Annotated in this window: 16 protein-coding genes, 1 pseudogene and 1 riboswitch; of the genes and pseudogenes, 8 read left to right on the top strand and 9 right to left on the bottom strand. The window is 54.5% G+C overall.

Annotation, left to right across the window (positions count from 1 at the left end):
- The 3 genes and pseudogenes from AC6F7T_RS03755 to AC6F7T_RS03745 all read left to right on the top strand — a co-directional run.
- Positions 1–298, top strand: a pseudogene (locus tag AC6F7T_RS03755) (S-methyl-5-thioribose-1-phosphate isomerase); the annotation flags it as partial.
- 28 nt (positions 299–326) lie between these two features.
- On the top strand, positions 327–3500 hold the full coding sequence (gene glnE, locus AC6F7T_RS03750; RefSeq protein ID WP_500716645.1) for a bifunctional [glutamate--ammonia ligase]-adenylyl-L-tyrosine phosphorylase/[glutamate--ammonia-ligase] adenylyltransferase: 3174 nt from the start codon (positions 327–329) through the stop codon (positions 3498–3500).
- A 20-nt stretch (positions 3501–3520) separates the two neighbouring features.
- Positions 3521–5416 (top strand): response regulator, encoded by a 1896-nt coding sequence (locus AC6F7T_RS03745; RefSeq protein WP_500716644.1) that lies wholly within the window; start codon positions 3521–3523, stop codon positions 5414–5416.
- 1 nt (position 5417) lies between these two features.
- Here AC6F7T_RS03745 and ttcA read toward each other — a convergent pair whose 3' ends face one another.
- Complete coding sequence (ttcA, locus tag AC6F7T_RS03740; RefSeq protein WP_500716643.1) at positions 5418–6167, bottom strand: tRNA 2-thiocytidine(32) synthetase TtcA; 750 nt, start codon at positions 6165–6167, stop codon at positions 5418–5420.
- Between the two features lie 126 nt (positions 6168–6293).
- Here ttcA and AC6F7T_RS03735 point away from each other — a divergent pair, with 126 nt between their 5' ends.
- Positions 6294–7043 carry a transglycosylase SLT domain-containing protein gene (locus AC6F7T_RS03735; RefSeq protein ID WP_500716642.1) on the top strand — a complete coding sequence of 250 codons (750 nt, stop codon included), beginning with the start codon at positions 6294–6296 and terminating at the stop codon, positions 7041–7043.
- Here the strand turns inward: AC6F7T_RS03735 and AC6F7T_RS03730 are convergent.
- Together AC6F7T_RS03730 and AC6F7T_RS03725 are read right to left on the bottom strand one after the other, a co-directional pair.
- The gene (locus AC6F7T_RS03730) at positions 7029–7442 is read right to left on the bottom strand and encodes a DUF4870 family protein (RefSeq protein ID WP_500716641.1); all 414 of its coding nucleotides are present in this window, start codon (positions 7440–7442) and stop codon (positions 7029–7031) included. The genes AC6F7T_RS03735 and AC6F7T_RS03730 overlap by 15 nt on opposite strands.
- Before the next feature lie 12 nt (positions 7443–7454).
- On the bottom strand, positions 7455–8843 hold the full coding sequence (locus AC6F7T_RS03725; protein WP_500716640.1) for an efflux transporter outer membrane subunit: 1389 nt from the start codon (positions 8841–8843) through the stop codon (positions 7455–7457).
- 208 nt (positions 8844–9051) lie between these two features.
- On the opposite strand from AC6F7T_RS03725, the gene AC6F7T_RS03720 reads away from it, so the two are divergent.
- Positions 9052–9936 (top strand): DUF815 domain-containing protein, encoded by an 885-nt coding sequence (locus tag AC6F7T_RS03720; protein WP_500716639.1) that lies wholly within the window; start codon positions 9052–9054, stop codon positions 9934–9936.
- Positions 9937–10140: 204 nt separating this feature from the next.
- Here AC6F7T_RS03720 and AC6F7T_RS03715 read toward each other — a convergent pair whose 3' ends face one another.
- The 6 genes from AC6F7T_RS03715 to hypD form a co-directional block, all read right to left on the bottom strand.
- Positions 10141–11835 carry an EAL domain-containing protein gene (locus tag AC6F7T_RS03715; RefSeq protein ID WP_500716638.1) on the bottom strand — a complete coding sequence of 565 codons (1695 nt, stop codon included), beginning with the start codon at positions 11833–11835 and terminating at the stop codon, positions 10141–10143.
- Positions 11836–12092: 257 nt separating this feature from the next.
- Positions 12093–12167, bottom strand: a riboswitch (cyclic di-GMP riboswitch).
- A 181-nt stretch (positions 12168–12348) separates the two neighbouring features.
- The gene (locus AC6F7T_RS03710) at positions 12349–13221 is read right to left on the bottom strand and encodes an EamA family transporter (RefSeq protein ID WP_500716637.1); all 873 of its coding nucleotides are present in this window, start codon (positions 13219–13221) and stop codon (positions 12349–12351) included.
- Positions 13218–14132 (bottom strand): EamA family transporter, encoded by a 915-nt coding sequence (locus tag AC6F7T_RS03705; RefSeq protein WP_500716636.1) that lies wholly within the window; start codon positions 14130–14132, stop codon positions 13218–13220. The genes AC6F7T_RS03710 and AC6F7T_RS03705 overlap by 4 nt, the downstream gene beginning before the upstream one ends.
- Positions 14125–15447, bottom strand: a complete 1323-nt coding sequence (locus tag AC6F7T_RS03700; RefSeq protein WP_500716634.1) for a hypothetical protein — start codon at positions 15445–15447, stop codon at positions 14125–14127. Before AC6F7T_RS03700 ends, AC6F7T_RS03705 begins: the two co-directional genes overlap by 8 nt.
- Positions 15448–15630: 183 nt before the next feature.
- Positions 15631–16554 carry a glycyl-radical enzyme activating protein gene (locus tag AC6F7T_RS03695; protein ID WP_500716633.1) on the bottom strand — a complete coding sequence of 308 codons (924 nt, stop codon included), beginning with the start codon at positions 16552–16554 and terminating at the stop codon, positions 15631–15633.
- Positions 16555–16704: 150 nt separating this feature from the next.
- Positions 16705–19101: a trans-4-hydroxy-L-proline dehydratase gene (hypD, locus tag AC6F7T_RS03690; RefSeq protein ID WP_500716632.1), complete on the bottom strand. Its 2397-nt coding sequence runs from the start codon at positions 19099–19101 to the stop codon at positions 16705–16707.
- Positions 19102–19450: 349 nt separating this feature from the next.
- On the opposite strand from hypD, the gene AC6F7T_RS03685 reads away from it, so the two are divergent.
- From AC6F7T_RS03685 to AC6F7T_RS03675, 3 genes are all read left to right on the top strand, one after another.
- Positions 19451–20116: a transposase gene (locus tag AC6F7T_RS03685; RefSeq protein ID WP_500716631.1), complete on the top strand. Its 666-nt coding sequence runs from the start codon at positions 19451–19453 to the stop codon at positions 20114–20116.
- A gap of 212 nt (positions 20117–20328) precedes the next feature.
- The gene (locus AC6F7T_RS03680) at positions 20329–21039 is read left to right on the top strand and encodes a hypothetical protein (protein ID WP_500716630.1); all 711 of its coding nucleotides are present in this window, start codon (positions 20329–20331) and stop codon (positions 21037–21039) included.
- A gap of 48 nt (positions 21040–21087) precedes the next feature.
- Positions 21088–21778 (top strand): hypothetical protein (locus AC6F7T_RS03675; protein ID WP_500716629.1); only part of this gene is annotated, 691 nt, incomplete at its 3' end.

The raw sequence follows: 21778 nt of genomic DNA, 5'->3' as shown, positions 1-21778 counted from the left end.
CAACAAGATCGGCACCTACACGGTGGCGGTGCTGGCGCGCGAACACAATATCCCCTTTTACGTGGCAGCGCCGCGCTCGACCATTGATCTGCGCCTGACAGACGGCAGCCAGATTCCGATCGAAGAACGCGATGCCCGTGAAGTGACCCACATCGGGGATAAAGCCCTGGCGCCGGAAGGGATTGCCGTGCGCAATCCGGCGTTTGATGTAACGCCGGCGCGACTGGTCACGGCGATCATCACCGAAGGTGGCGTTGTCAGTGGTGATTACGCGAGCGGCCTGCGGCACCTGTTCTAATGTTGGCAACTGAAGGAACAACGCGGGTATGAACCTCAATCAGCACGGCATTGCCGCTGGTCTGCAATGGCTGGACCGTACTCCGTCTGAGCTGATTGACTGGTGTTCGCGCCTGCCCCTGTGCGATGGGGAGCGTGTTGCCACCAACCTGCGCCTGCTCGATGGGCATCTGGCTGATCGCGACCTGCTGGCGGTACTGCTCAGCGACGCGCTACGGGTCGCCGATCCCGATGCCGCCCTGAATAACCTCGAGCGGCTTTTCGATCTCCTTGAGCATCAGGCCCTGCATAAAGTTGTCGCTGATTCGCAGCGGCGCTTGCAGTTGCTTATCCTGCTCGGTGGTTCCCCTTTTCTCACCGGCATTCTCTGCCGTCATCATCAGTATTTCACCGACCTTTTTGCCGGCGGCGCCATCGACACCAGTCGCGGCGAAGGCGATATGCTCGCTGATCTGCGGGAACTGGTTGCTGATGATGCCGATTTTTTTCAACTTAAGGCAGGGTTGCGGCACTACAAGGCCAAACAGGTATTGCGTATTGCCGCCCGTGACCTCTGTGGTCTGGCGACCCTGGAAGAGGTGATGGCAGAGTTGTCCGACCTGGCGGCAGCTTCCTTGCAGCGTGCTTATGAGATCTGTGGTCGGCAACTACAGGCCGAGTACGGCCAACCACTGCAGCAGAATGACAAGGGTGAATATTCAGAAGCGGTCATGACGATTCTCGGGATGGGGAAATTCGGTGGCCGTGAACTGAATTTTTCCTCCGATATCGACCTGATCTACTGCTACTCATCGACCCGTGGTGAAACCGGCGGCGGTCGGCGCGCAAAGCGTATCAGTCTGCACCGTTACTTTGTCAAGCTGGCGGAAATGATTACCCGCGCTCTGCATCAGGTAACCGAAGACGGCTTTGTCTTCCGCGTTGATACCCGTTTGCGTCCGGAAGGGAACAGCGGTGACCTCGCCGTCTCCCTTGATGGCGCCGAGATCTATTATGAATCCTGGGGCCAGAGCTGGGAGCGCGCAGCGATGCTCAAGGCGCGACCGGTGGCCGGTTCCATTTCCTTGGGTACTGAACTGCTCAAACGTTTGAAGCCCTTTGTTTTCAGACGCCACCTCGATTTCGGTATGATTGAGGACATCAAGGTAATGAAGCAGAAGATCAACGCCAGTCTCGACCGCCAGCAGCACGAGCAGCTTAATCTCAAGCTGGGGCAGGGGGGGATCCGCGAGATTGAGTTTTTCGTCCAGGCGCTGCAACTGGTCAATGCCGGTTCGCGGCCGCAATTACAGGAGCGCAACTCCCTCAAAACCATCAAGCAGCTCGCTGCAGATGGGTTGATCAATGGCGCGGATGCCGGCGCTCTTTCTGCCGCCTACCGCTTTTTACGTATTGTTGAGCACCGAATTCAAATGGTGCAGGAACAGCAGACCCATTCCCTCCCCCAGGATGCTCACTCCCTGGAGGTACTGGCGCGCCGCTGTGGTTGTGCCGATGCCGTCACTTTTCGGGCCGAACTTGATCGCCATCGCCTGGCGGTACACGCAATTTTCCGCGAGCTGTTTCATTCGGCCGATGCTGATATTGTCGAGATGCGCCCTGAGGTTGGATTTCTTCTCGGCAACGATTCTGACCCGGATCTGGTCAAGGACCTGCTCGAGGAAAAAGGCTTTACCAATCCCGATGCCGCTTTTGAGACATTGAATCTGTTGCGTGGAGATAGCTCCTCGCGGCGCATGACCCGTCGTTCCCGCCGTTGTCTGGAAAAACTGGCCCCGTTGCTGCTGGGTGAAATTCTCGATTGCGCCAACCCCGATCAGGCGCTGAATAATCTTGATGCTTTTCTCGACAGTATCCGCGCCCGCAGCTATTTCTTCTCGCTGCTGGTGGAAAATCCGTCAATCGCCAAGTTGCTGGTGGCCTTGTTCGGTTCGAGTCAGCTGTTGTCGCGCATTTTTATCCAGCGTCCCGAACTGCTTGATACCCTGGTACTCGAATCCTACGGCACCCAGAGTAAAACCCGCGAACAGATGTCGGAAGAACTGGGCGCACAGTTGGCGCAGGAAGAAGACTTTGAATCGCGTCTTGATACCCTGCGACGTTTTCGTAACGAAGAATTTTTGCGGATTGCCCTGAACGACCTCCATGGGCGCATTGACCAGGAGGATATCGCCCGGCAATTATCCCTGCTGGCCGAGGTGTGTCTGGAGCATGCCGGCCGTCTGGCACGCCAGGAACTGGTCTTCCGTTTTGGCGCCCCCTTTAGTGAGAAAGGCACTGGTGCCGGCGTCGAAACAGAATTTTCGGTGATTGGCATGGGCAAGCTCGGCGGACTCGAGCTGAATTATCATTCCGACCTCGACATTATTTTTATCTACCATGAGGAAGGACAGACGCGTGGAGTTACAGAAACAGATTTGCAGCGTTTTCGTCCGATCAGCAATCACGAATATTTTGCCAAGCTGGCCCAGCGCATCATTACCATTCTCACCCTGGTGACGCGCGAGGGATTTGTCTATAAGATTGACACGCGCCTGCGCCCCTCCGGCAATCAAGGGCCATTGGTCACCAGTTTAAGTGCCTTTAAACGCTATCACCGGGAATCCGCTCAACCGTGGGAGCGCCAGGCCATGACCAAAGCCAGAGCCGTGACTGGAGCGGCTGATTTTGCCCGACAGGTGCAGGATACTATTGAAGAATTGACTTTTTCGCGGCCGGTTCCGGAAAATCTGCAGGCAGAAATCTATCGATTGCGCCGGCGCATGGAACAGGAAATTGCCCGCGAAAGTGACGAACTGCGCAACATCAAAACCGGTCGGGGAGGGATGGTGGATGTTGAATTTATTGCACAATTTCTCCAGTTGCGGCATGCTGGGGAAGTTCCTGCGTTAAAGACTCAGAACACCATCCGGCTACTGGAAATTCTTGGTCGGGAAAAGCTGTTAACTCAGGATGATGCGGACTGCCTGGTTTCAGGCTACAAATTTTTACGGCAACTGGAAAACAAGTTACGCTTGCTGTACGACCAGTCGATTAACGAACTTTCCATGCGTGCTGGAGAATTTAGCAAGGTCGCCAAAAGCCTTGGCTATGGGGGGACAGAAGTAAAGCCGGAACAGGTATTTATTGATGATTATCGCCGCGTCACCGAAGAGATCAGGCAGCGGATGGAATTTTATCTCAACCCCTTGGGGCATCGTTGAAAAAACAAGGAAGCTGATTTATGCGTAAGAACATTCTGATCATTGACGATGACCGCGACTTAAGAGATTCTCTGCAGCAGGCGCTTGCAGCGGCCGGATTCGACGTCGAAGCTACTGATCGCGGTGCCCTGGGCCTGCGCAAACTGCTCAGCGATGAGTTTGATCTGGCGTTTATTGATATCAACATGCCGGAGATTTCCGGCCCGAATATCTGTCAGGCCCTGCGCAAACACGACAAAACCCGCAACTTACCGGTCGTGATTATTACCACGACCTTCCATAGTCCGGAGCAGATCAGGGCCGCTAAAGAGGAATACGGCGTCGATGATTTTCTCTTCAAACCCTTCACTGGTATTGACCTGCAGCACCTGCTCGAGCGCGTCTTCAGCCAGACTCAAAAAACTGTCAGTGCTGCCGAAAAGAAAGTCCTGCCCATAGCGGAATTCACCATTCCGACCCAGCTGCATCGCCTCTATGTCGAAAAAGCCACGGGGCTGTTGCACTTACATCACGGTGCAGCAAAAAAGGTTATCTATATCAAAGATGGTTACCCGGTGTTCGCCCGCTCTAATGTGCTCGGCGAGTGTCTCGGGCGGATGCTGGTGAGGGAGGGGGTTATCACCCAGGTTGACTGCGATCAGTCGGTGGAGGTCAGTAAGAAGACCGGTCGTCTGCAGGGGACGGTGCTGATTCAGATGGGGTTGTTGACTCCGCAGGAGCTCAAAACGGTGCTGGAACGTCAGGTTACCGAAAAACTGCTGTCGACCTTTGCCTGGCGTATTGGAAAGCTGTACTTTGAGCCGGGTAAAGACTTCAAAAAAGGGGTAACCCAGATCCGTCTGTCACCTGCTTCCCTGATTTTGCAGGGGGTCAGCCGCTATTGGACGTTCAAGCAGGTCGACGAGTTTCTTTCCCCCTTTACGAACGACTATCTGTGTCAGGCCATCAATCCCAAGTATCGTTTTCAGGACATTGACCTGGGAAAACGCGGTCTGGCGGTCTTAAAAAGCTGCCAGGGCCAGAAACGTCTGCAGGACATTCTGGAGCAGCACCCCCTGGCTCGTCGTGAGGTGCAAAAGCTCATTGTTGCTCTGTTGATTTCGGAGATGCTCGAACACCACGCCACGCCGCAGCAAGGGGTGGTCGATGACCATGCCGATGCCGAAGTGGCCATGGTCGATGAGAAGCTACGGCGCAAGATCCTTGACGATTACCAGCGCATCATGGATGCTAACTACTTTGCCGCTTTGGCTGTCGATCGCAAAAGTGATTCGGGAGAGATTCGCCGCGCCTACTATAAGTTGGCCAAGGAGTATCATCCCGACCGTTTTCTTGGCAGTGACCTCTCGCGCGAGATGAGCACCAAGATCAACGAAATGTTTCAGTATATTTCCCAGGCCTATACCGTGCTCAGCGACCCGACAACCCGCAACGACTACCTGGATGAACTGATCAACGGTCCCAAAAAGAAAATCGACATCAATCAGGTGATTGAGGCCGAGACCGCCTACCAGGAGGGGGTGGCCCTGCTTAAAGTCAGACGTTTCGCTGCCGCCGCCAAGGCGCTGAAAAAAGCCGTCGAGTTTAGTCCTGCCGAGCCGGAATACATGACCAATTTCGCTTGGGCGCTGTTCAAATCAGCTCCGGAAAAAGCCGAGATATGTAATCAGGCGATGGAGATTCTGCTGGCATCGCGTGAACTCAGTCCCGGTTCCTATCAGACCCATATGTGCCTGGGGTATGTTTACGCGGCTCGGGGCAAGGAGCGCCAGGCAGAAAAGTCCTTTGAAATGGCGGTTCAGGCCAACCCAGACTGCACCGAAGCGCTGCGCGAGTTGCGTCTGATCAACCTGCGCCGTGAGCAAAGCGCTCAGCATAAGGGGTTGTTCTCGGGTTTCGGCAAAAAGGACAGGTAAATCAGCCGAGCAGATGTCGGTGGTGGATGTTCCCCATGGCGCTGAGCAGGCTGTGGCGAATCTGCGGGATCTCGCTGCTTAACTCACGAATCATGCGTTTCATCCGTTGGCGCTGCTGCAGGTGCTCCTGTTCCCCTGCCAGCGGGCAAGCACAGGAGATAATCGGAAAATTACAGCGGGTACTGTAATTACTGATCAACTCCTCTTCCACGTACACCAGCGGGCGGATCACCGTCTGCAGGCCATTGTCGGCCAGCAGCTTCGCACTCATGGCCGCCAGCTTCCCCGCATAAAACTGATTAAGCAGCAGGGTTTCGATAAAGTCGTCCAGATGATGTCCCAGGGCCAGCTTGTTGCAGTCAAGGCGCTGCGCAACGCTATAGAGAACGCCGCGCCGCAGGCGCGAGCAGAAGGCGCAGTAGGATGAGCCGGGCCGCAGTTTCTCCGCGATCACTGCTGAGCTTGCGGTCTTTTCTATATGGTAGGTGAAGTTGTGGCGCTGCAGATAATCGGCCAGCAGATCGCTGCGGTAACCGGCAAAGCCGGGGTCAAAATTCACCGCGATCAACTCAAAACGGACTGGCGCGCGCTGACGCAGATCATTGAGGATATGCAGCAGGGTCCATGAATCTTTGCCCCCGGAAACGGCCACGGCAATGCGGTCGCCATCGTCAATCAGGTTAAAATCACCAATCGCTTTACCGCAACTGCGCTTGATGCGGCGGTGCAGCTTCTCTTTGATTTTGTCCATCGCTTAAATCCATTGGTCTCTGGCAGGTGCATGAAAAAATTTGGTTCGGAATTTGCTTATGAACAGGGGTGAACATGTCGATAAGATAGATACTTGACCCCCGTTTATACCGATCAAGAGGTTGCTATGAGTATTGAATCCCTGAGTTTTCCGACGTTGTTTCCTCCTCTGCCATTGTCTGCTCCGGCATCTGCGGCAACCAATGGGGCCGGCGGTGAATTTGCTGAGCTGCTTGAACAGGCAGCTCAGGGGCAATCCGCTATGCCGGCGACCGCTGAGCAGGCGCTGATACAGCTCAAGCTGACCCAAGTGCAGATGATGCAAGGGTTGTTTGCGGATAGTGATGATGAAGACGAAAAGAGATCGCCCCTGTTCGATTTTGCTGCAATTACACCTTTTAGCCTGCTCGATAGCCGCAAAGGTCAATTTATTGACAAATATCGCCAGAATGTGACCCTGCAGCACCAGCAGTCGGAACCCGTCGGACGTGAGCAGATTGAAGGGATCATCGACCGTGTTGCCAGGCAGGTTAAATTGGCGCCGGAGCTGATCCGTGCGGTCGTTGCCGTCGAAAGTTCCTATAACCCGACAGCGGTCTCTCACGCCGGAGCGCAGGGACTGATGCAATTGATGCCGACCACCGCTGCTGATCTGGGGGTGAAAGACAGTTTTGATCCGGTCGAAAATATCAGCGGGGGCAGTCGCTATCTCAGTCGTTTGCTTGATAAATACGCTGGCGATCTTGATCGCGCTCTGGCCGCCTATAACTGGGGGCAAGGGAATGTCGATCGTCACGGTTTGGAAAAGATGCCGACGGAAACCCGCAATTATCTGGCCAAGGTCAAGCAGTTGCTGCAAAACTCAAACATTGTGTGACCTGCCGCGTTCGCGATAGGGGCGAAAATCCATCGGTTTGCCCTCGGCCAGATTGAGCCACCCTTTGGCAACGCGGTAGATCATCCAGATATAGTTGGCAAACAGAATCACGTAGCCGATCAACAGCAGGTAGGTGATAATTCCTACCCCCGTCCACAGCATGCCATACCAGAAGGTGCGAATCTGCCAGCGAAAGTGCGATTCCAGCCAGGTTCCCCTGGCCTCATCACGCTTGATGTAATTGAAAACAATCGCCACAAACAAGGTCACTCCGACAAAGAAAGATGCCGCCTGCAGGGCGTAAATAACCGTGGTTACGGTTTTTAACGGGCGCAGTGATTCGTTGTCGGGCGAGGTTGGGTGTTCCGGTGAGATGATGATCGCTTCATTTTGGGTCATGGTCTGCCCTTTTTATATGGTTTTGCGTTGCTCGATTTCCTCATCCATCCAATGGCCACCAAGGGCACGGATCAGGCTGATGCGATGGCTGATCCATTGACGCTGGTTACTCAACTGCTGACTGCGCACTTCGAGGTGTGCCATTTCGCTGCGCAGCAGCTCCAGGCTGTCTGTTAGCCCGAGCAGATAGTTTTCTGTCCTTATGTTCAGAACATGGTTGTTCAGTTCCTGTTGTTTCGCAAGCAGGTGATCGCGTCTGAAACTGCCCTGTTCAGCATGCAATGCAGATTCAACCTCTTCAATGGCGGTAAGAATCTTCAGCTGGCCGGCCAGCTGTTTTTCATCGCGAACGGCTTGCTGTAGATCACTGGCAGCTTTGAGGCGTCCGGCGTCGAAAAGGGGTTGGGTCAGCCCAAGAGCCAGGCTCCAGAAGGTGCCGGTGACATCACCGCCTGACAGACGGGTGATGGAATGACCGATGTTGGCGGTCAGGTCGAGGCGTGGCAAGCGATCGGCCAGGGCGGCGGCCAGATCATGATCAGCTGCTGCCAATTCCAGCAAGGCGGCGGAAACATCGGGCCGGCGACTGAGCAGGGTGGCCGGCAAACCGACAGCGATGACATTGGTCAGTGTCGGTAACTGGTGGCGCTCAATCTGAACGCTGCCTGGTGGTTGGCCGAGGAGCAGGGCCATGGCGTTGCTGGTCTGGTTCAGGGTAGTTTCAAAAAGCGGGAATTGCGCTTCCATCTGCGCCAGATTTTGCTGGGCCTGATAGAGTTCGCCGGCTTCGGCCAAACCGGACTGATAACGTTCGGTGATAATCCTCACCAGTTCGCGGTTATGGTGCAGTCGTTGCTCAAGCAGGTCAGTTTGGGCCCGTTGTTCAACCGCGATGAAGTAGAGTTCTGTCAGGCGCGCACTCAAACTCAGCAGCAGGGTGCGAACTTCATCTTCGCCGGCAAGCAAACGCAGCTCAGCCGCTGCGGTGCGGTGGCGCAAACGTTGCCACAGGTCGATTTCATAGGCCGCTGCTACCGTTAATCGTCCGGCAGTCGTCTGGTTTTCAGCACTCTGAGTCACCGTTTGTTCACGTCGGCCACTTGCGGTCAGGTTCAGCGCCGGGAAGAGTCCCGCTTGCGCCGTCCGTTGCCGCGCTTCGAGCTGATCGAGGCGCAAAAAAGCCTGGCGCAGATTGAGGTTCTCGCTAAACAGACGGGCTTGCAGATCGTTCAACTGCGGATCGTCAAAGTCGAGCCACCAGCGCTCAGCTACAACCACGCCTTCTGCTGTAAGGGTGCCGGAAAAGGTTTCCGGCACGGCCAGCTCTGTCCGTGGTGGCGGCGTTAGTGGTTGACAGGCCATCAGGGTCAAAGCGACGATGGTAAGTATCACCAGTCTCATCGAACAACTCCTTGAAAGTGGACAATATAGCACAACTGAAAAATTCACGTCCGCGACAAAAACCACCCAGGCGGAATGGTCAGCAGGGCGGTTAGGGTTTGACAGAAATGAGTGATTTGCCGTATACAGGCGACTCTTGGACTGTTGATCCCAGCTTGCCGTTGCCTGTTTTGCGAAAATGCTATCTCATATCCAGCGAGTGTGACCGATGATGAATCTCAAGCCGGAAGTTGTTGCCCAACTCGAGCGTGTCTTAAGTTCTGTTGAAATGTTATTGCCCAGGGCAGCCCAAGCGGTCGACTGGAAAACCTGTTATGCCGCCAACTGGCGTCGCCGCTCTTTTTCCGGCTATCTTGAGCCGGTCAGGGTGACCGACACCATCCGCCTCGAGCAGCTGTTGGGTGTCGATGAACAAAAAGCCATCATGGTCAACAATACCCGCCAGTTTCTTAACGGCTATCCGGCCAACAATGCTCTGCTCTGGGGGTCGCGCGGAACCGGCAAGTCGTCGATGGTCAAAGCCCTGCTCAACGAATTTGCTGCAGAAGGGTTGCGGGTTATTCAAGTGGAAAAGGAAGATCTGATCTACATCGCCGAGATCTTTGCTGCTGTTGAGGACCTGCCCTATCGTTTTATCATGCTCTGTGACGATCTGACCTTCGAATTTGGCGAACTTTCTTACAAAATGCTTAAAAGTGCCCTTGATGGTTCGGTTTATTCGGCGCCGGAAAATGTGCTGATTTACGTCACGTCCAATCGCCGTTATCTGCTGCCGGAGTACAGCAGTGACCACATTGGTGGCAAGTATGTTAAAGGAGAGCTGCAACAGAGCGAAGTCCAGGATGAAAAAAGCTCTCTTTCCGACCGTTTCGGCTTATGGGTCGCGTTCCATGTTTTTACCCAGGATCGCTATCTTCAAGCGGTACAGCTCTGTTTTCAACAATGGAGTGATAAACTCGGCAAACCGATCCCCTGGAGCGACGATGCCGAGCAGGCCGCAATCAAATGGAGTCATGAAAAAACCAAGCGCTGCGGCCGCACCGCCTTTCAGTTTGCCAAAAACTGGGTGGGAAAATATCTGCTTAAAGAATGACCTTCTTCACCTGTAGTTAAGGTTTGTACAATGATGGAGAACAAAAATTGAAAGTCCCCCTATTGGTGCCCCTACGGCATGGAGGAAATTCAATTCAGTAGTTTTATGGGTATCCTGAAATCTTCTCGACGTAAAACATACGATGCTGTTGCACAAGGGCCAGAGCAGTAAGCTGAACTGTCAGGCTATTCCCGAAAAACAGAATCAATTTTCATCCGCCGTCCTGCGGGTCAGCAATGGTGCGATCTTTTCCTGCGGCAGGGCCCCACTGAAAAAGAATCCTTGCACCTTTTCGCAGCCAAGTTGGCTGAGGTGGTCGAGTTGCTCCAGTTCTTCGATTCCGTCGGCGGCCAGATTGAGTTTCATCCCTTTGGCCATCATCGCTATACCGTCAATCAGACGTGAACTCTGAGGTGTTTTGCCGAGCTCGCGGACAAATGCGCGATCGATTTTCAGGGCGCTCACAGCCACATATTGCAGGTAGCTTAAAGGTAAAAAGCCGCGACCGAAGTCATCGACGGTGATGGCTATGCCCCGCTCACGCAGGGCTTTTATATTGTGTGCGATCAGCTTTTGCCCTTTTAAAAGGCTTTCTTCGGTGATTTCCAGATTAAAAAGTTCAGGGCCAAGGTCAAATTCTGTCAGTGTCCCAAGAAAATTCTCGACAAAACCTTCCTGCTCCAGCTGAATCGGTGAAATATTCAGAGAGACCGGAACGTTGCGAAATCCCTGATGATGCCACTGCGCCAGGGTTTTACACACTTGACGCAGAACCAATGACTCGATGGTCAATAGAAGTTTCGCCTCTTCAGCGACAGGTAAAAACTCCTCAGGATAGATGATGCCCCGGTGCGGATGGTGGCGGCGCAACAGGGCTTCCAGGCCAACGACGGCCCTGGTGTGGGGATTGAATTGCGGCTGGAAATGCACCCTGAACTGATTTTCTTCAAGGGCCTGTCGCAGATCCCGTTCCGCCGCATTGGAGACCGTCTCTTCTTTCATGGCGTCGGTATAAAAAGAGTAGCTGTCCCTGCTGCTCGACTTGATGTGGTACATGGCGATATCGGCATTGTGCAACAGGGCTTCCGAGGTCGTGCCGGTGGTCGGATAAACCGCTACGCCAAGACTGGCGCGTAGATGCAGCTGATGCCGGTCGATAAGAAACGTTTTGCGGATTTCATCGAGGATTTTCTTTGCGACGGTGGCAATGCCCTGCTGGTCGGAGATGTCGGGCAGCAACAGGGCAAATTCGTCCCCGCCGAAACGACACAGGGTATCTTCCGCTCGCAGGCAGCCGAGGATTCTGTTGGCAACCAGTTGCAGGACGCGATCGCCGATAAGGTGTCCCAGGGTGTCGTTGATGGATTTAAAGCGATCCATGTCGATGAATATCAGGGCAAACTGTTGCTCATGGCGCTGGGCGCGGGCGATAGTCTGGTTAACCCTGTCCAAGAAAAGAGCACGGTTAGGCAGCCCTGTCAGCAGATCGTGATAGGCCAGATAGTTGATGCTCTTCAGTTTTTTTTGCAGCAGCTGTTTTTCGTAATACTGTTCGCGAGCTTTGGAAATGGCGCTGAGAAGTTCAGCCGGTTTGTAGGGTTTGCGGATATAATCATGGGCTCCCAGGCGCATGGCTTCCTTGACCCACTCGAAAGATGACTCGCCGCTAAGCACGATGGTTTCAGTGGCATGGCCTGCCTGCCTGATGTGATCAAGCACGTTCAGGCCGGTTGCCCCGGGCATTTGCAAGTCGAGAAGCAGGAGCTGGTAGCATCCGCACTGCAGCTTTCTAATCGCTTCCTCCCCACCAGAGGCCAGATCGACATCCTCATAGCCGTTAATTTTCAGCATCAGTTGGACGCTCTTCAGCTGTTCCTGCTGGTCATCAACAATGAGCATCCTGAAAGAGCCTGTTGAGTCCAGGTAAAAGGCGTGTTCATTCTTCAACTTGCATCCCTTCTGTACGGGTTTGGGCGAATGGTATTACGCCCGGCACCTTTGATGTCTGCTTCTACCGATCCCAGGATGCCGGCCATGGCGGTTTCGTTTTCTCTGAGCACAAGATTTTTTTTGCAGCTGAAGATGGTAACCAATCAGTACGATGGTCAGCAGCATACAGAAAAACCCCCTTCGTGCCGAAGAGGGCTCTTAACTTCTTCGTCAGCCCGGCTGTCCCCGTGAGACCCGTGGTTTTGCGTCCCTGAATTGCTCCGGGTTTGCTTTTATAGGATTTTTGCAATTAAATTATTTTCACCATTATACTGCGGACAAGATTACCGGATCAAGTCGTTTTTTCTTTCTGGCAACTAGTCATCTCTCATGCACCAGGATGTGGATGATTTCCCCGAAAAAGCAATTTTTACTCTGCGACAAATACGGTGAAATGGTTGAGTTTTGCTCGTTGAATATCCTTCAGCGCAGGCGCTGGCAGAGCAGTCCGGCGATAATCAGAATCAGGCCAATGAAGGTGGCGGCGAGAATTTGTTCGCCAAGAAGAAAATAAATAAAAACCAGCGAGAGAAAGGGGGACAGAAAAATCAGGTTGCTGATGCGCGCGGTGTTGTCGGTGAGTTTCATCGCCAGCAGCCACAGGACAAAGCAGGCGCCCATCTCAAAGGTGCCGATGTAGGCAGCGCCGAGCAGTCCTTCCAGGGGTGGGCGGCGGATGTCGCTGGTGAGCAGATAGTAGCCCAGGACCAAGGGGAAGCTGAAGACAAAGTTGACAAACAGGGCGACCACGGGATCGCGTCCGTCGCGGGTGTTGTAGATCCAGTACAGGGCCCAGACGATGGTGCTGAGCAATGCCAGGGCAACACCCAGAGGGCTGGTGAAGGTCAGGCCGAGGAGGTCTCCTTCGGTGGCAATGACCACCACCCCGCAGTAACTGACAACCAGGGCCAGCAATTGCTGCCAGCGGATTTGCTGTTTGAGCAGCGGTACCGCCAGGAGCGACAGGACAATCGCCCAGGTGTAGTTGAGGGGCTGAGCCTGCTGGGCCGGGAGCAGATCGTAGGCCTTGAAGAGGATCAGGTAATAGAGGAAGGGGCTTAAAAACCCCAGGAACAGGGACAGCAGGTATTCCTGGCGACGGCACTGAAAGACCTGGCGAAACTTGCCCTGCCAGAGCAGGATCGCAGCCAGCAGCAGGGTTGAAAAGGAGCCGGCATAGAGCAGGAGCTCAATGGGGGTGAAATGGCGCAGGGAGAGCTTGAAGGCGGTGGCCACCGTTGACCACAAAAACACCGCCGCCAGCCCGAAGAGCAGGGCCTTACGCTGCTGGTTCATGGGCATTCCCCAGTTTGGGAGCGCCGGCGGATTACCAGAACAGCTAGCCCTGAAAAAATCAGCACGATGCCGCCGGCGGCCTGGAGATTGAGGACTTCACCGAGGACGAAGATCCCCAACAGCGCCGCAGTCATCGGTTCGGCCAGGGACAGGGTGACAGCGCTGCCGACGCCGACGGTTTGCAGGCCGCGGGCGAAGAGCCAGTACGACAGGGCCATGGTCGCCAGACCCAGATGCAGAATCACGATAAGGGAACCGGGCTGCAGCAGCCAGGCGCTGTCGACCCGGAAGAGGGCCGGTGACAACAGCAGGGCGCCGATACAAACGACAATCGCCATGACGGCGTTGGGGCTCTGATGTTCGAGGAGCCCCTTGATCATCAGGGTGTAGGCGGCATAGGCGCTGCCGGCCCCTATAGCCAGAGCGATCCCGAGGGGATCAACGGTCACCTCGCCGCCACTGAATCCCAACAGCATGCAGCCGCAGATTGCCAGCAGGGTTGCGGCGTACCAACGACTCCCCGGTTTTTCGCCCCGAAAGATCAACCCCAATAACCCTCCGGCGATGGGGGCGCTGCCGATGCCGACCACGGTGCCGACAGCGACGCCGGTTTTGGCGACGGCGCTGAAAAAGCATAGCTGATAGGTGGCGGTAAAGACCGCAGCGAGAAACAGGGGACGCAGTTGCCAGGTGCGCAGCTTGCCAAGTTCGTTGCGGTACAAGGCAAGAAACAGCAGGGCGATACCACCGACCAGCAGGCGCAAAGCGCCGATGGCAGCACTGTCGTAACCGGCCGGGGCAAAGGCCTGGGCGGTCCCGGTGGTGCCCCACAAGACCGCCGCAGCCAGTACCAGCCAGGGGCCGGCGGCGGGAGAGTAGCTTGAGGATGAGTGTTGGCTCAGTTCAGCCATAATATTCCTTGGTGAGTTGGCGACCTACCGGGCGTTGCAGCAGGACAACGGCCACCAGGCGCCCGCCAACGTAAGCGCCGGCAGCCGCTGTGGCACCGGCCAGGGGTAAATAGAGCAGGGCGATGAACATCAGTAAAAAGATCACTGTGGCTTCAGCAGCGGTGGCGATGGATACCGGTCTGGTGACGCGGGTAACAATCAGGATCGAACGCTGGAAACAGATGAGGACCGTCAGCGCCGGAAATAAGGCCATGAGCTGCAGTGGCGTGGCAGCAAAAGTCGCCAGGGCCGGGGTGAGTCCGGAAACCGTTTCAAACCAGAAACGATTTAAGGGGGTAAAAGCAATCAGGGTCAGGCAACCTCCCGTGGCAATAGCGAGAATCACGGCAAAGCCACGGACCTTGGGGTAGTTGGTGCACTGTTCACTAAGCAGGGCGATGGCGATCTCCTGGTAGGAGAGGCCGACGGCGCGAAAGACGAAGGTCAGACCGTAGATGACCGGCATCACCGCCAGGGATTCTACCGGATTGGCGGCCCGGCTTAAGAAAAAAGTCACCATGGGATGAACGGACAAACCAATCAGTGGGGTCAGGGCCAGGGGCAGATAATGATCCCAGATGTCCCGGTAGCCGGGGCTGCAGGTTCCCTCCGGGGGATCTTTTGCCAGCAGTGCCTTAACTGCTTTGTGGGCCAGAATCCGGGTCATCAAGGCCTCGGCGACAACGCCGCTCGTTAGGGCTAGCGCGCCGATGATGGCGCCGCTAACAGAAGTGGTCAGATAGCAGAATACCGCCGTTGCCCCCATAAAGCTGATGCGGAAGATGGTGGCCAGGGCGACCAGGCGGGTGTTGTGACTGGCGATCAGTACCCCCTGGTAGAAACGCCGCAGGCCGATGGCCCCGGGCCAGGGGAGCAGAAAGAACAACGCAGTGCGGGTTAAATCGGCAACCTCCGGAGGCAGACCGATGAGGGAGCGTACGATCAGATCATACACCGGAGGCAGCAGAAACAGGGCCAGGCCCAGGGTCACAGCCAGGCTTAAGCCAATGGAAAAATGGCGCAGGCGGCGATAGCTGATGCGATCCCGGCACAGCGCCGTGGCCGAGCTCAGGAGCATGATTACCGGCGCTTCGGCGACCAGGGCGAAGGCAAAAGCAACCCCGTAGGCAGCCAGATTGACGGCTTCGGCGCCCATGCGTGCGATGATGGCGGCAATAAAAGGGCCTTCGACCGCCATCATCAGCCAGGTCGCGGCCAGGGGCAGCCAGAAGCGGAAGATCTGGGGATAGGTTGCGGGATGTGGGGCTTGGGTCATTGTCGGGTATGTTCTTAGCAAGTAAAGCTTCAATTTTAGGTGTTTTAGGCATGGGACAGGGATTCCCATGTCAAGGGACGCTTTTCGCCGTCCATGGCCGCTTGACTGTCGCCCTCTATGGCGACAGACACCCTTGTCATGGGAATCCCTGTCCCACATCGGATCAGCTTGAGAATTAAAAAATCAACCCCCAACTGCGGCACTTAGTCCGTGGCGTGAGAAGGAGTCAATTGCCCGTTCCAGATCCTCTTGCTCAGGGGGCTGCAGGGCCTCTTGCGGATAGGTAGCTCCCAGCTTGTGGTATTTGTGGACGGCTATAGCATGGTAGGGGAGCAGGGCGACAGCTTTTTTTTCACCCGCTAGAGCGGCAATCTCTTCGGCAAAAGCGCGAAGATCCTGGTCAGCCGTATTGACCCCCTTGATCAGAGGAATGCGGATCTGAATCTGCGCCCCGCTGGCGGCAAGGGCCCGCAGGTTGGAGAGGATCAGCCGGTTGTCGACGCCGGTGAGATGCTGGTGGCGTTTGCCATCGATCAGCTTGAGATCGAACAAAAACAGGTCGGTGCGCCGGACCGCGGCGAGCAGGTTTTTTTCAGGGACATGACCGGCGGTATCGAGGGCGCGGTGGATTTGTCGCTGCCCGCAGCGATCAAACAGTTCAAACAGATAAACGGGATAGAGCAGGGGTTCCCCGCCGGACACCGTCACCCCGCCACCGGACTGGTCAAAAAGATGCTGTTCCCGTTCAATAATCCTCATCAGCTCATCGATTGATTTTTCTTCTCCCGATATCTCCATCGCTTTGGTCGGACAGATGCGCGCACAGTTGCCACAGAGGGTACAGCGTTTGCTGTCGGTGCGCATTCCCTCATCCGTCATCTTCAGGGCCTTCTGTGGACAGGCCTTGACGCACTCTCCACAGCCAATGCAGCGTTCCAGGGTGTAGAGTTTTTGCGCCTGCGGAGAAATACTTTCCGGGTTGTGACACCAGGCGCAGCGCAACGAACAGCCCTTGAAATAAATGGCCAGACGAATGCCTGGACCATCGTTAATGGCGTAGCGTTTAATATCGAAAATCAGGGGGCTATGCATGTTGTGTTTATTCATAAATGAAATATGCCACCAAGGCACCAAGGACACCAAGAAAGTCGGGTTCAGGTTTTTTTGGGGTAAAGCCACCCCTGATCAGTCAACTGATAATCCACCAGATATTTATGGTGTTGTCTCTCTTGGTGCTCTTGGTGGCCAAAAATGTCGTTAAAAACTATCATTCTCAGTGCGTTCAATCACTTCCTGCTGTAGGTCGGCATTCATATCGTTGAAGTAATCGCTGTAGCCCGCCATGCGCACCAGCAGATCCTTGTACTCTTCCGGGTGTTCCTGCGCGGCTTTTAATGTGGCGCTGTCGACAATATTGAACTGGATGTGGTGGCCACCGAGGGTGAAGTAGCTGCGGACCAGTTGGCCGAGCTTTCTGATATCCTCGTCGCGCTTGAGCAGGCTCGGCAGAAAGCGCTGGTTGAGCAGGGTGCCGCCGGAGAGGGTATGGTCGAATTTGGTCAGGGAGCGGATTACCGCCGAAGGGCCGTGGGTGTCGGCGCCGTGGGACGGCGAGGTACCGTCGGAGATGGATTTGAAGGCAAAGCGCCCGTTGGGGGTGGCGCCAAGCATCTTGCCGAAATAAATATGGCAGGTGGTTGAGAGCATGTTGAGATGAAAACTCTCCCCCTTGCTGTTTGGTTTGCCGTCGATGGCGGCTAGTAAATCATGGTAGATCCGGACGGCGATATCATCAGCGTAGTCATCATCGTTGCCAAAGAAGGGGGTGCGGTTGATGATGGTCTGACGCAGAAATTCTTCCCCTTCAAAGTTGTTTGCCATGGCACCAAGAACCCGCTCCATGGTGAACGCACCATCGTCGAAGACATGCTTTTTCAGCGCGGCAAGGCTGTCGGTGACCGTGCCCAGGCCGGTACATTGAATGTAGTTGGTGTTGTAGCGCGGCCCACTGTCGTAGTAGTCGCGCCCCTTGCTGATGCAGTCTTCAATCACCACCGACAAAAATGGCGCCGGGGCGTATTTGGCGAACATCCGGTCGATGTAGTTACTGACGCGAATCTTGGTATCGACAACATGCTCAAGCTGTTTGACAAAGGCCGCATAAAGCTCGTTGTAGTCAGTGAATTTGCGCGGGTCACCGCTGGTCAGTCCAACCTGTTTGCCGGTTAAGGGATCGATGCCATTGTTCAGGGTAATTTCCAGGATTTTCGGGACGTTCAGATAGCCGGTCAGAACAAAAGCTTCCTTGCCGAAGGCGCCGACTTCGATGCAGCCGCTGCAGCCTCCTTCGCGGGCATCGCGCAGGGTTTTTCCCTGACGCAGCAGTTCAACGACATAGACATCCGGATTAAAGATCGACGGATAACCGTGTCCCTGGCGGATGACCCGGCAGGCAGCGTCGAGAAAACGGTCGGGGGTTTTGGCGCTGATATGGACCGAGCTGCCCGGCTGGAGGATGTGGAGCTCTTCAATGACTTCGAGCATGATGTAGGAGACATCACTCACGCCGTCACGGCCGTCGCTGGTGATGCCGCCGATATTGATGTTGGTGAAGTCGTTGTAGGTGCCACTTTCCCGCGCGGTGATACCGACCTTGGGCGGCGCCGGCTGATTATTGACCTTGATCCAGAAGCAGCACAACAGTTCCTTGGCCTGGTCGCGGGTCAGGCTGCCGTCTTTGAGACCGGCTGCGTAAAATGGTGCAAGGTGCTGATCGAAGTGTCCCGGATTCATGGCGTCCCAGCCGTTTAGCTCGGTGATGGTGCCCAGATGTACGAACCAGTACATCTGGATGGCTTCATGGAAGGTTTGGGGTGCATGGGCCGGGACCCGACGGCAGACAGAAGCGATGGTTTTCAGCTCGGCAACGCGCTGGGGGTTCTTTTCCGTGGCGGCCAGCTGCTCGGCCAGCTCGGCGTGACGCTCGGCGAACAGGATGACTGCGTCGCAGGAAATTTCCATGGCCTTGAGTTCTTCAAGTTTGTCAGTAGCTTCAGGGTCGCTCAGAAAATCCAAACGTTCAATTTCTGAATTAATCTGCTTTTTGAAATCCAGCATTCCTTTACGATAAATCTGTCCGTCCAGAGCGGTGTGCCCCGGTGCCCGCTGCTCCATGAATTCGGTAAATAGCCCGGCTTCGTACATATCGCGCCAGTGCCCTGGTACATGGCCGAAAATCCGTTCACGGATGGTCTTGCCCTGCCAGTAGGGGATCACCTCGCGGGCGTAGGTTGCGATATCCTCCTGACTGATGGTATAGCGCTGCTGGTCGCGGGTGTTGAGGACGTGAAAGTCCTCGACGCTGTGACAGGTCAGCTCAGGAAAGGTCGGCACCGCCTTTGGTCCTGGTCCCCTTTCACCGACAATCAATTCGTCATCACCAATGTAGATGGTCTTTTTGTTGCAGTGATCGTAAAAATTGAGCGCCCGCAGCACCGGAATCGAGAATTTGCCGTAGTTTTCCTTGTAGAAGGCGGTTTCGTGTAGCGCTCTTTCAATCGACAGGCTTGGTTCGATAGCGACGCTCAGTTGCCGCAGGCGCTGAATGCGAGAGTTCATGCCGGGCAGGGCGGCGTGGGAACTGGTAAGAGTCATAATTTTCTCCCGTGGTTGATCAATGGTCGGAGCCGAATTCAGGATCACCTCAATATAGCAAATTTATGCTCAAAAGTGGATTAGCAAGGAAGGTGCCAAACCTAGTTGAGTGTGTAATTACTGTAAAACCAAGTATTTAGGGATTAATCGATGTTTTTTGTCAGAGGTTTTAGTGTGAACAATATGCATAAACAAATAAAAAATGCAAAAATGAATAAAACGGACGCAGGTAAGATGCTCGTTTTTTCCGGGGACACAATACCGATTTAAAGAGCTTGCCGTAGCAAAATTTTTTCGTTACTCTTTTCGCCACATCAATGGTCTTCACGTTGCCGATCCGGAGGGGGAAATGGCACGCTTTGCCCGACTGGTTGTACCAGAATATCCACATCACATCACCCAGCGTGGCGTCCGCTCCATGGATGTTTTCGCTGACCATCACGACCGAATCACCTATCTGCAGATCATGGCTGAGGAGTCAGCCGCCGCCGGCGTCACCTTTCTGGCCTGGTGCCTGATGGCCAACCATGTCCACCTGATTGCCGTCCCCGAACATGAAATCTCCCTGGCACGAGCCATCGGTGAAACCCATCGCCGCTATACCCGTATGAAGAATTTCCGCGAGGGGGTGCGCGGCTATCTGTTTCAGGGGCGCTTTGGTTCCTGCGTGCTGGATCAACGGCACCTCTTAGCAGCCGCACGCTATGTGGAACGCAACCCGGTTGCTGCCGGTATCGCGTCATCTCCCGTTGATTATCCCTGGTCAAGCGCACGCTACCATTGCGGCATCAACGCTCAGGATCCACTGATCAAAACCCCGCGGTTGCCGGAATTGGTAGATAACTGGTCGAACTTTCTACAGACCACGGATGAAAAGCAGGATCGTTTGATCTTCCAAAAGACCAAAACCGGCCGTCCGGTTGGCGGCGCGGCCTTTATTGAGAAACTGGAACATTTGACCGGGCGGGTGTTGAAGATCAAGGCCCCGGGTAGACCGGGAAGAGAAAGGGAATAGGCATTAATATCCCTGGAAAAATCGTATCTGTTCAGCACCGGATCGGGGATCCTATGTCAAGGAACGCGATTGTTTTCCGTTGGGTCATCCATGAACGTTTGTTATCGCCATCCATGGCGACAAACACCCTTGTCACAGGACCCCCGACCCTGCGTAAGGGCATAGCTGAATAGGTACGAAAAAACTACATTTACAAAGAGGGGGAGTTCAAAATGAAAAAAGTCTGTGGCTTGATAGCTGTGGCGATTGTCGCGGTGATGTTTGTTTTCACGGCCGGCTCTTTTGCCGAGAGAGTCAATCCTGGCGAAGATTTCCGCTTTGCCCGAAGAACAGAAGCCTATATCAATGCACAACCGATGTTCGAGATCCTCTACCGCATGGCCGTGGAACAGGATAAAAAGTTTGGTCTGCAACCCCATTGTAATTCCCAATACCAAGTAAAGCCGCTCGGCACCATTATTCTTGCCCCGATTAACTTTCCAGATGACCGCCCGCATCCGACCGAGGGGATCTGGAACTACCGTTATCAGATTGAGCGTTGTGGGGAAGCGAAGATTTACAATACGCTATTTATCGCCACTGACAACGGGGAAGCGCCGACACCTCGGATCTATTACCCGGGCACAACCAGTGCCGACCCATTGTTGATTAAGGATGCGATGTTGTCGGCTCTTGTTGTTGCAGCTGCAACCGATCCGCACTTAAAAGACTGTCGTGAGATTGATGTGTTTGATATGCAGGTCACCAAGGCTCCCCATACGGTCACTGAAGAAAACAGGGTCGTGGCAGGTGTTTGGAGCGAAGACTGGACCTTCAGGATGTGCGGCCAACTGGCTACGGTTGGCATCACCTTCACTCCTGATCAAAAGAGTGGCGGCACAACCTTTTCAATAAATCCCTCCAACCCGGGTGTCGGCGGATGATATTTTTCTGGAGATAGCCATGATAAGTAAAGTTAAAGGGAAAGTCATATGAAATCTCGAACAGATAGAAGGACCGTCAACAGGTATTTGACCGCGTTGTTTCTGATTTGCCTGGTGCAATTGATGATTGCAGCGTCAGTTTTTGCTGTCGAAAATCATCCCGGTTACCCGCTGCTGCCATTTGAAGAAATGCGGATCGCTGTCTATACAAAGGCTTTTGCCGAGCGCTTCGGATTGCCTGCTCCTGCTCCGGGTACAGAGCCGGACGGTGGATTGGAAGCCATCGAATTTGCGATTGAAAAGGGTCGGTTCGCCCCATATTACTATCTCAATATCTATCTGTATGTGGACAGCTCTCTGCCCATCAAATACCCGGAGGAGGGGGTTGCGGGTGAGAAATATATGTTGATAAAAGGAACTCATTTTTTTGGTAGATCACATGATATGTGGATGAGTTGGCCTGAAGAAGACCGATTGCATTTCAACGAAAGACAGGGTAGCTACCATCGCAAAGCTAATCTGGCCACAATGGACTATATCCCACGCAAGAAAGGCGCGACGACAAGTCTCTATTACAGAGAATTTCACAAGGATATTCTGCCTGGATTGGCCTATATCAAACTCGACTGCTCGCCACCCTCTGTCATGATCGACAGACCTATAAATAATGTCGGTATTTGGCTACAAGTGGACAGTCAAGTGGACTATCGAAGCCATATCGAAGTTGATACGGATGACT

The sequence above is a fragment of the Pelovirga sp. genome (assembly GCF_059864205.1).
This window is presented reverse-complemented; position numbering and strand designations above follow the sequence as displayed.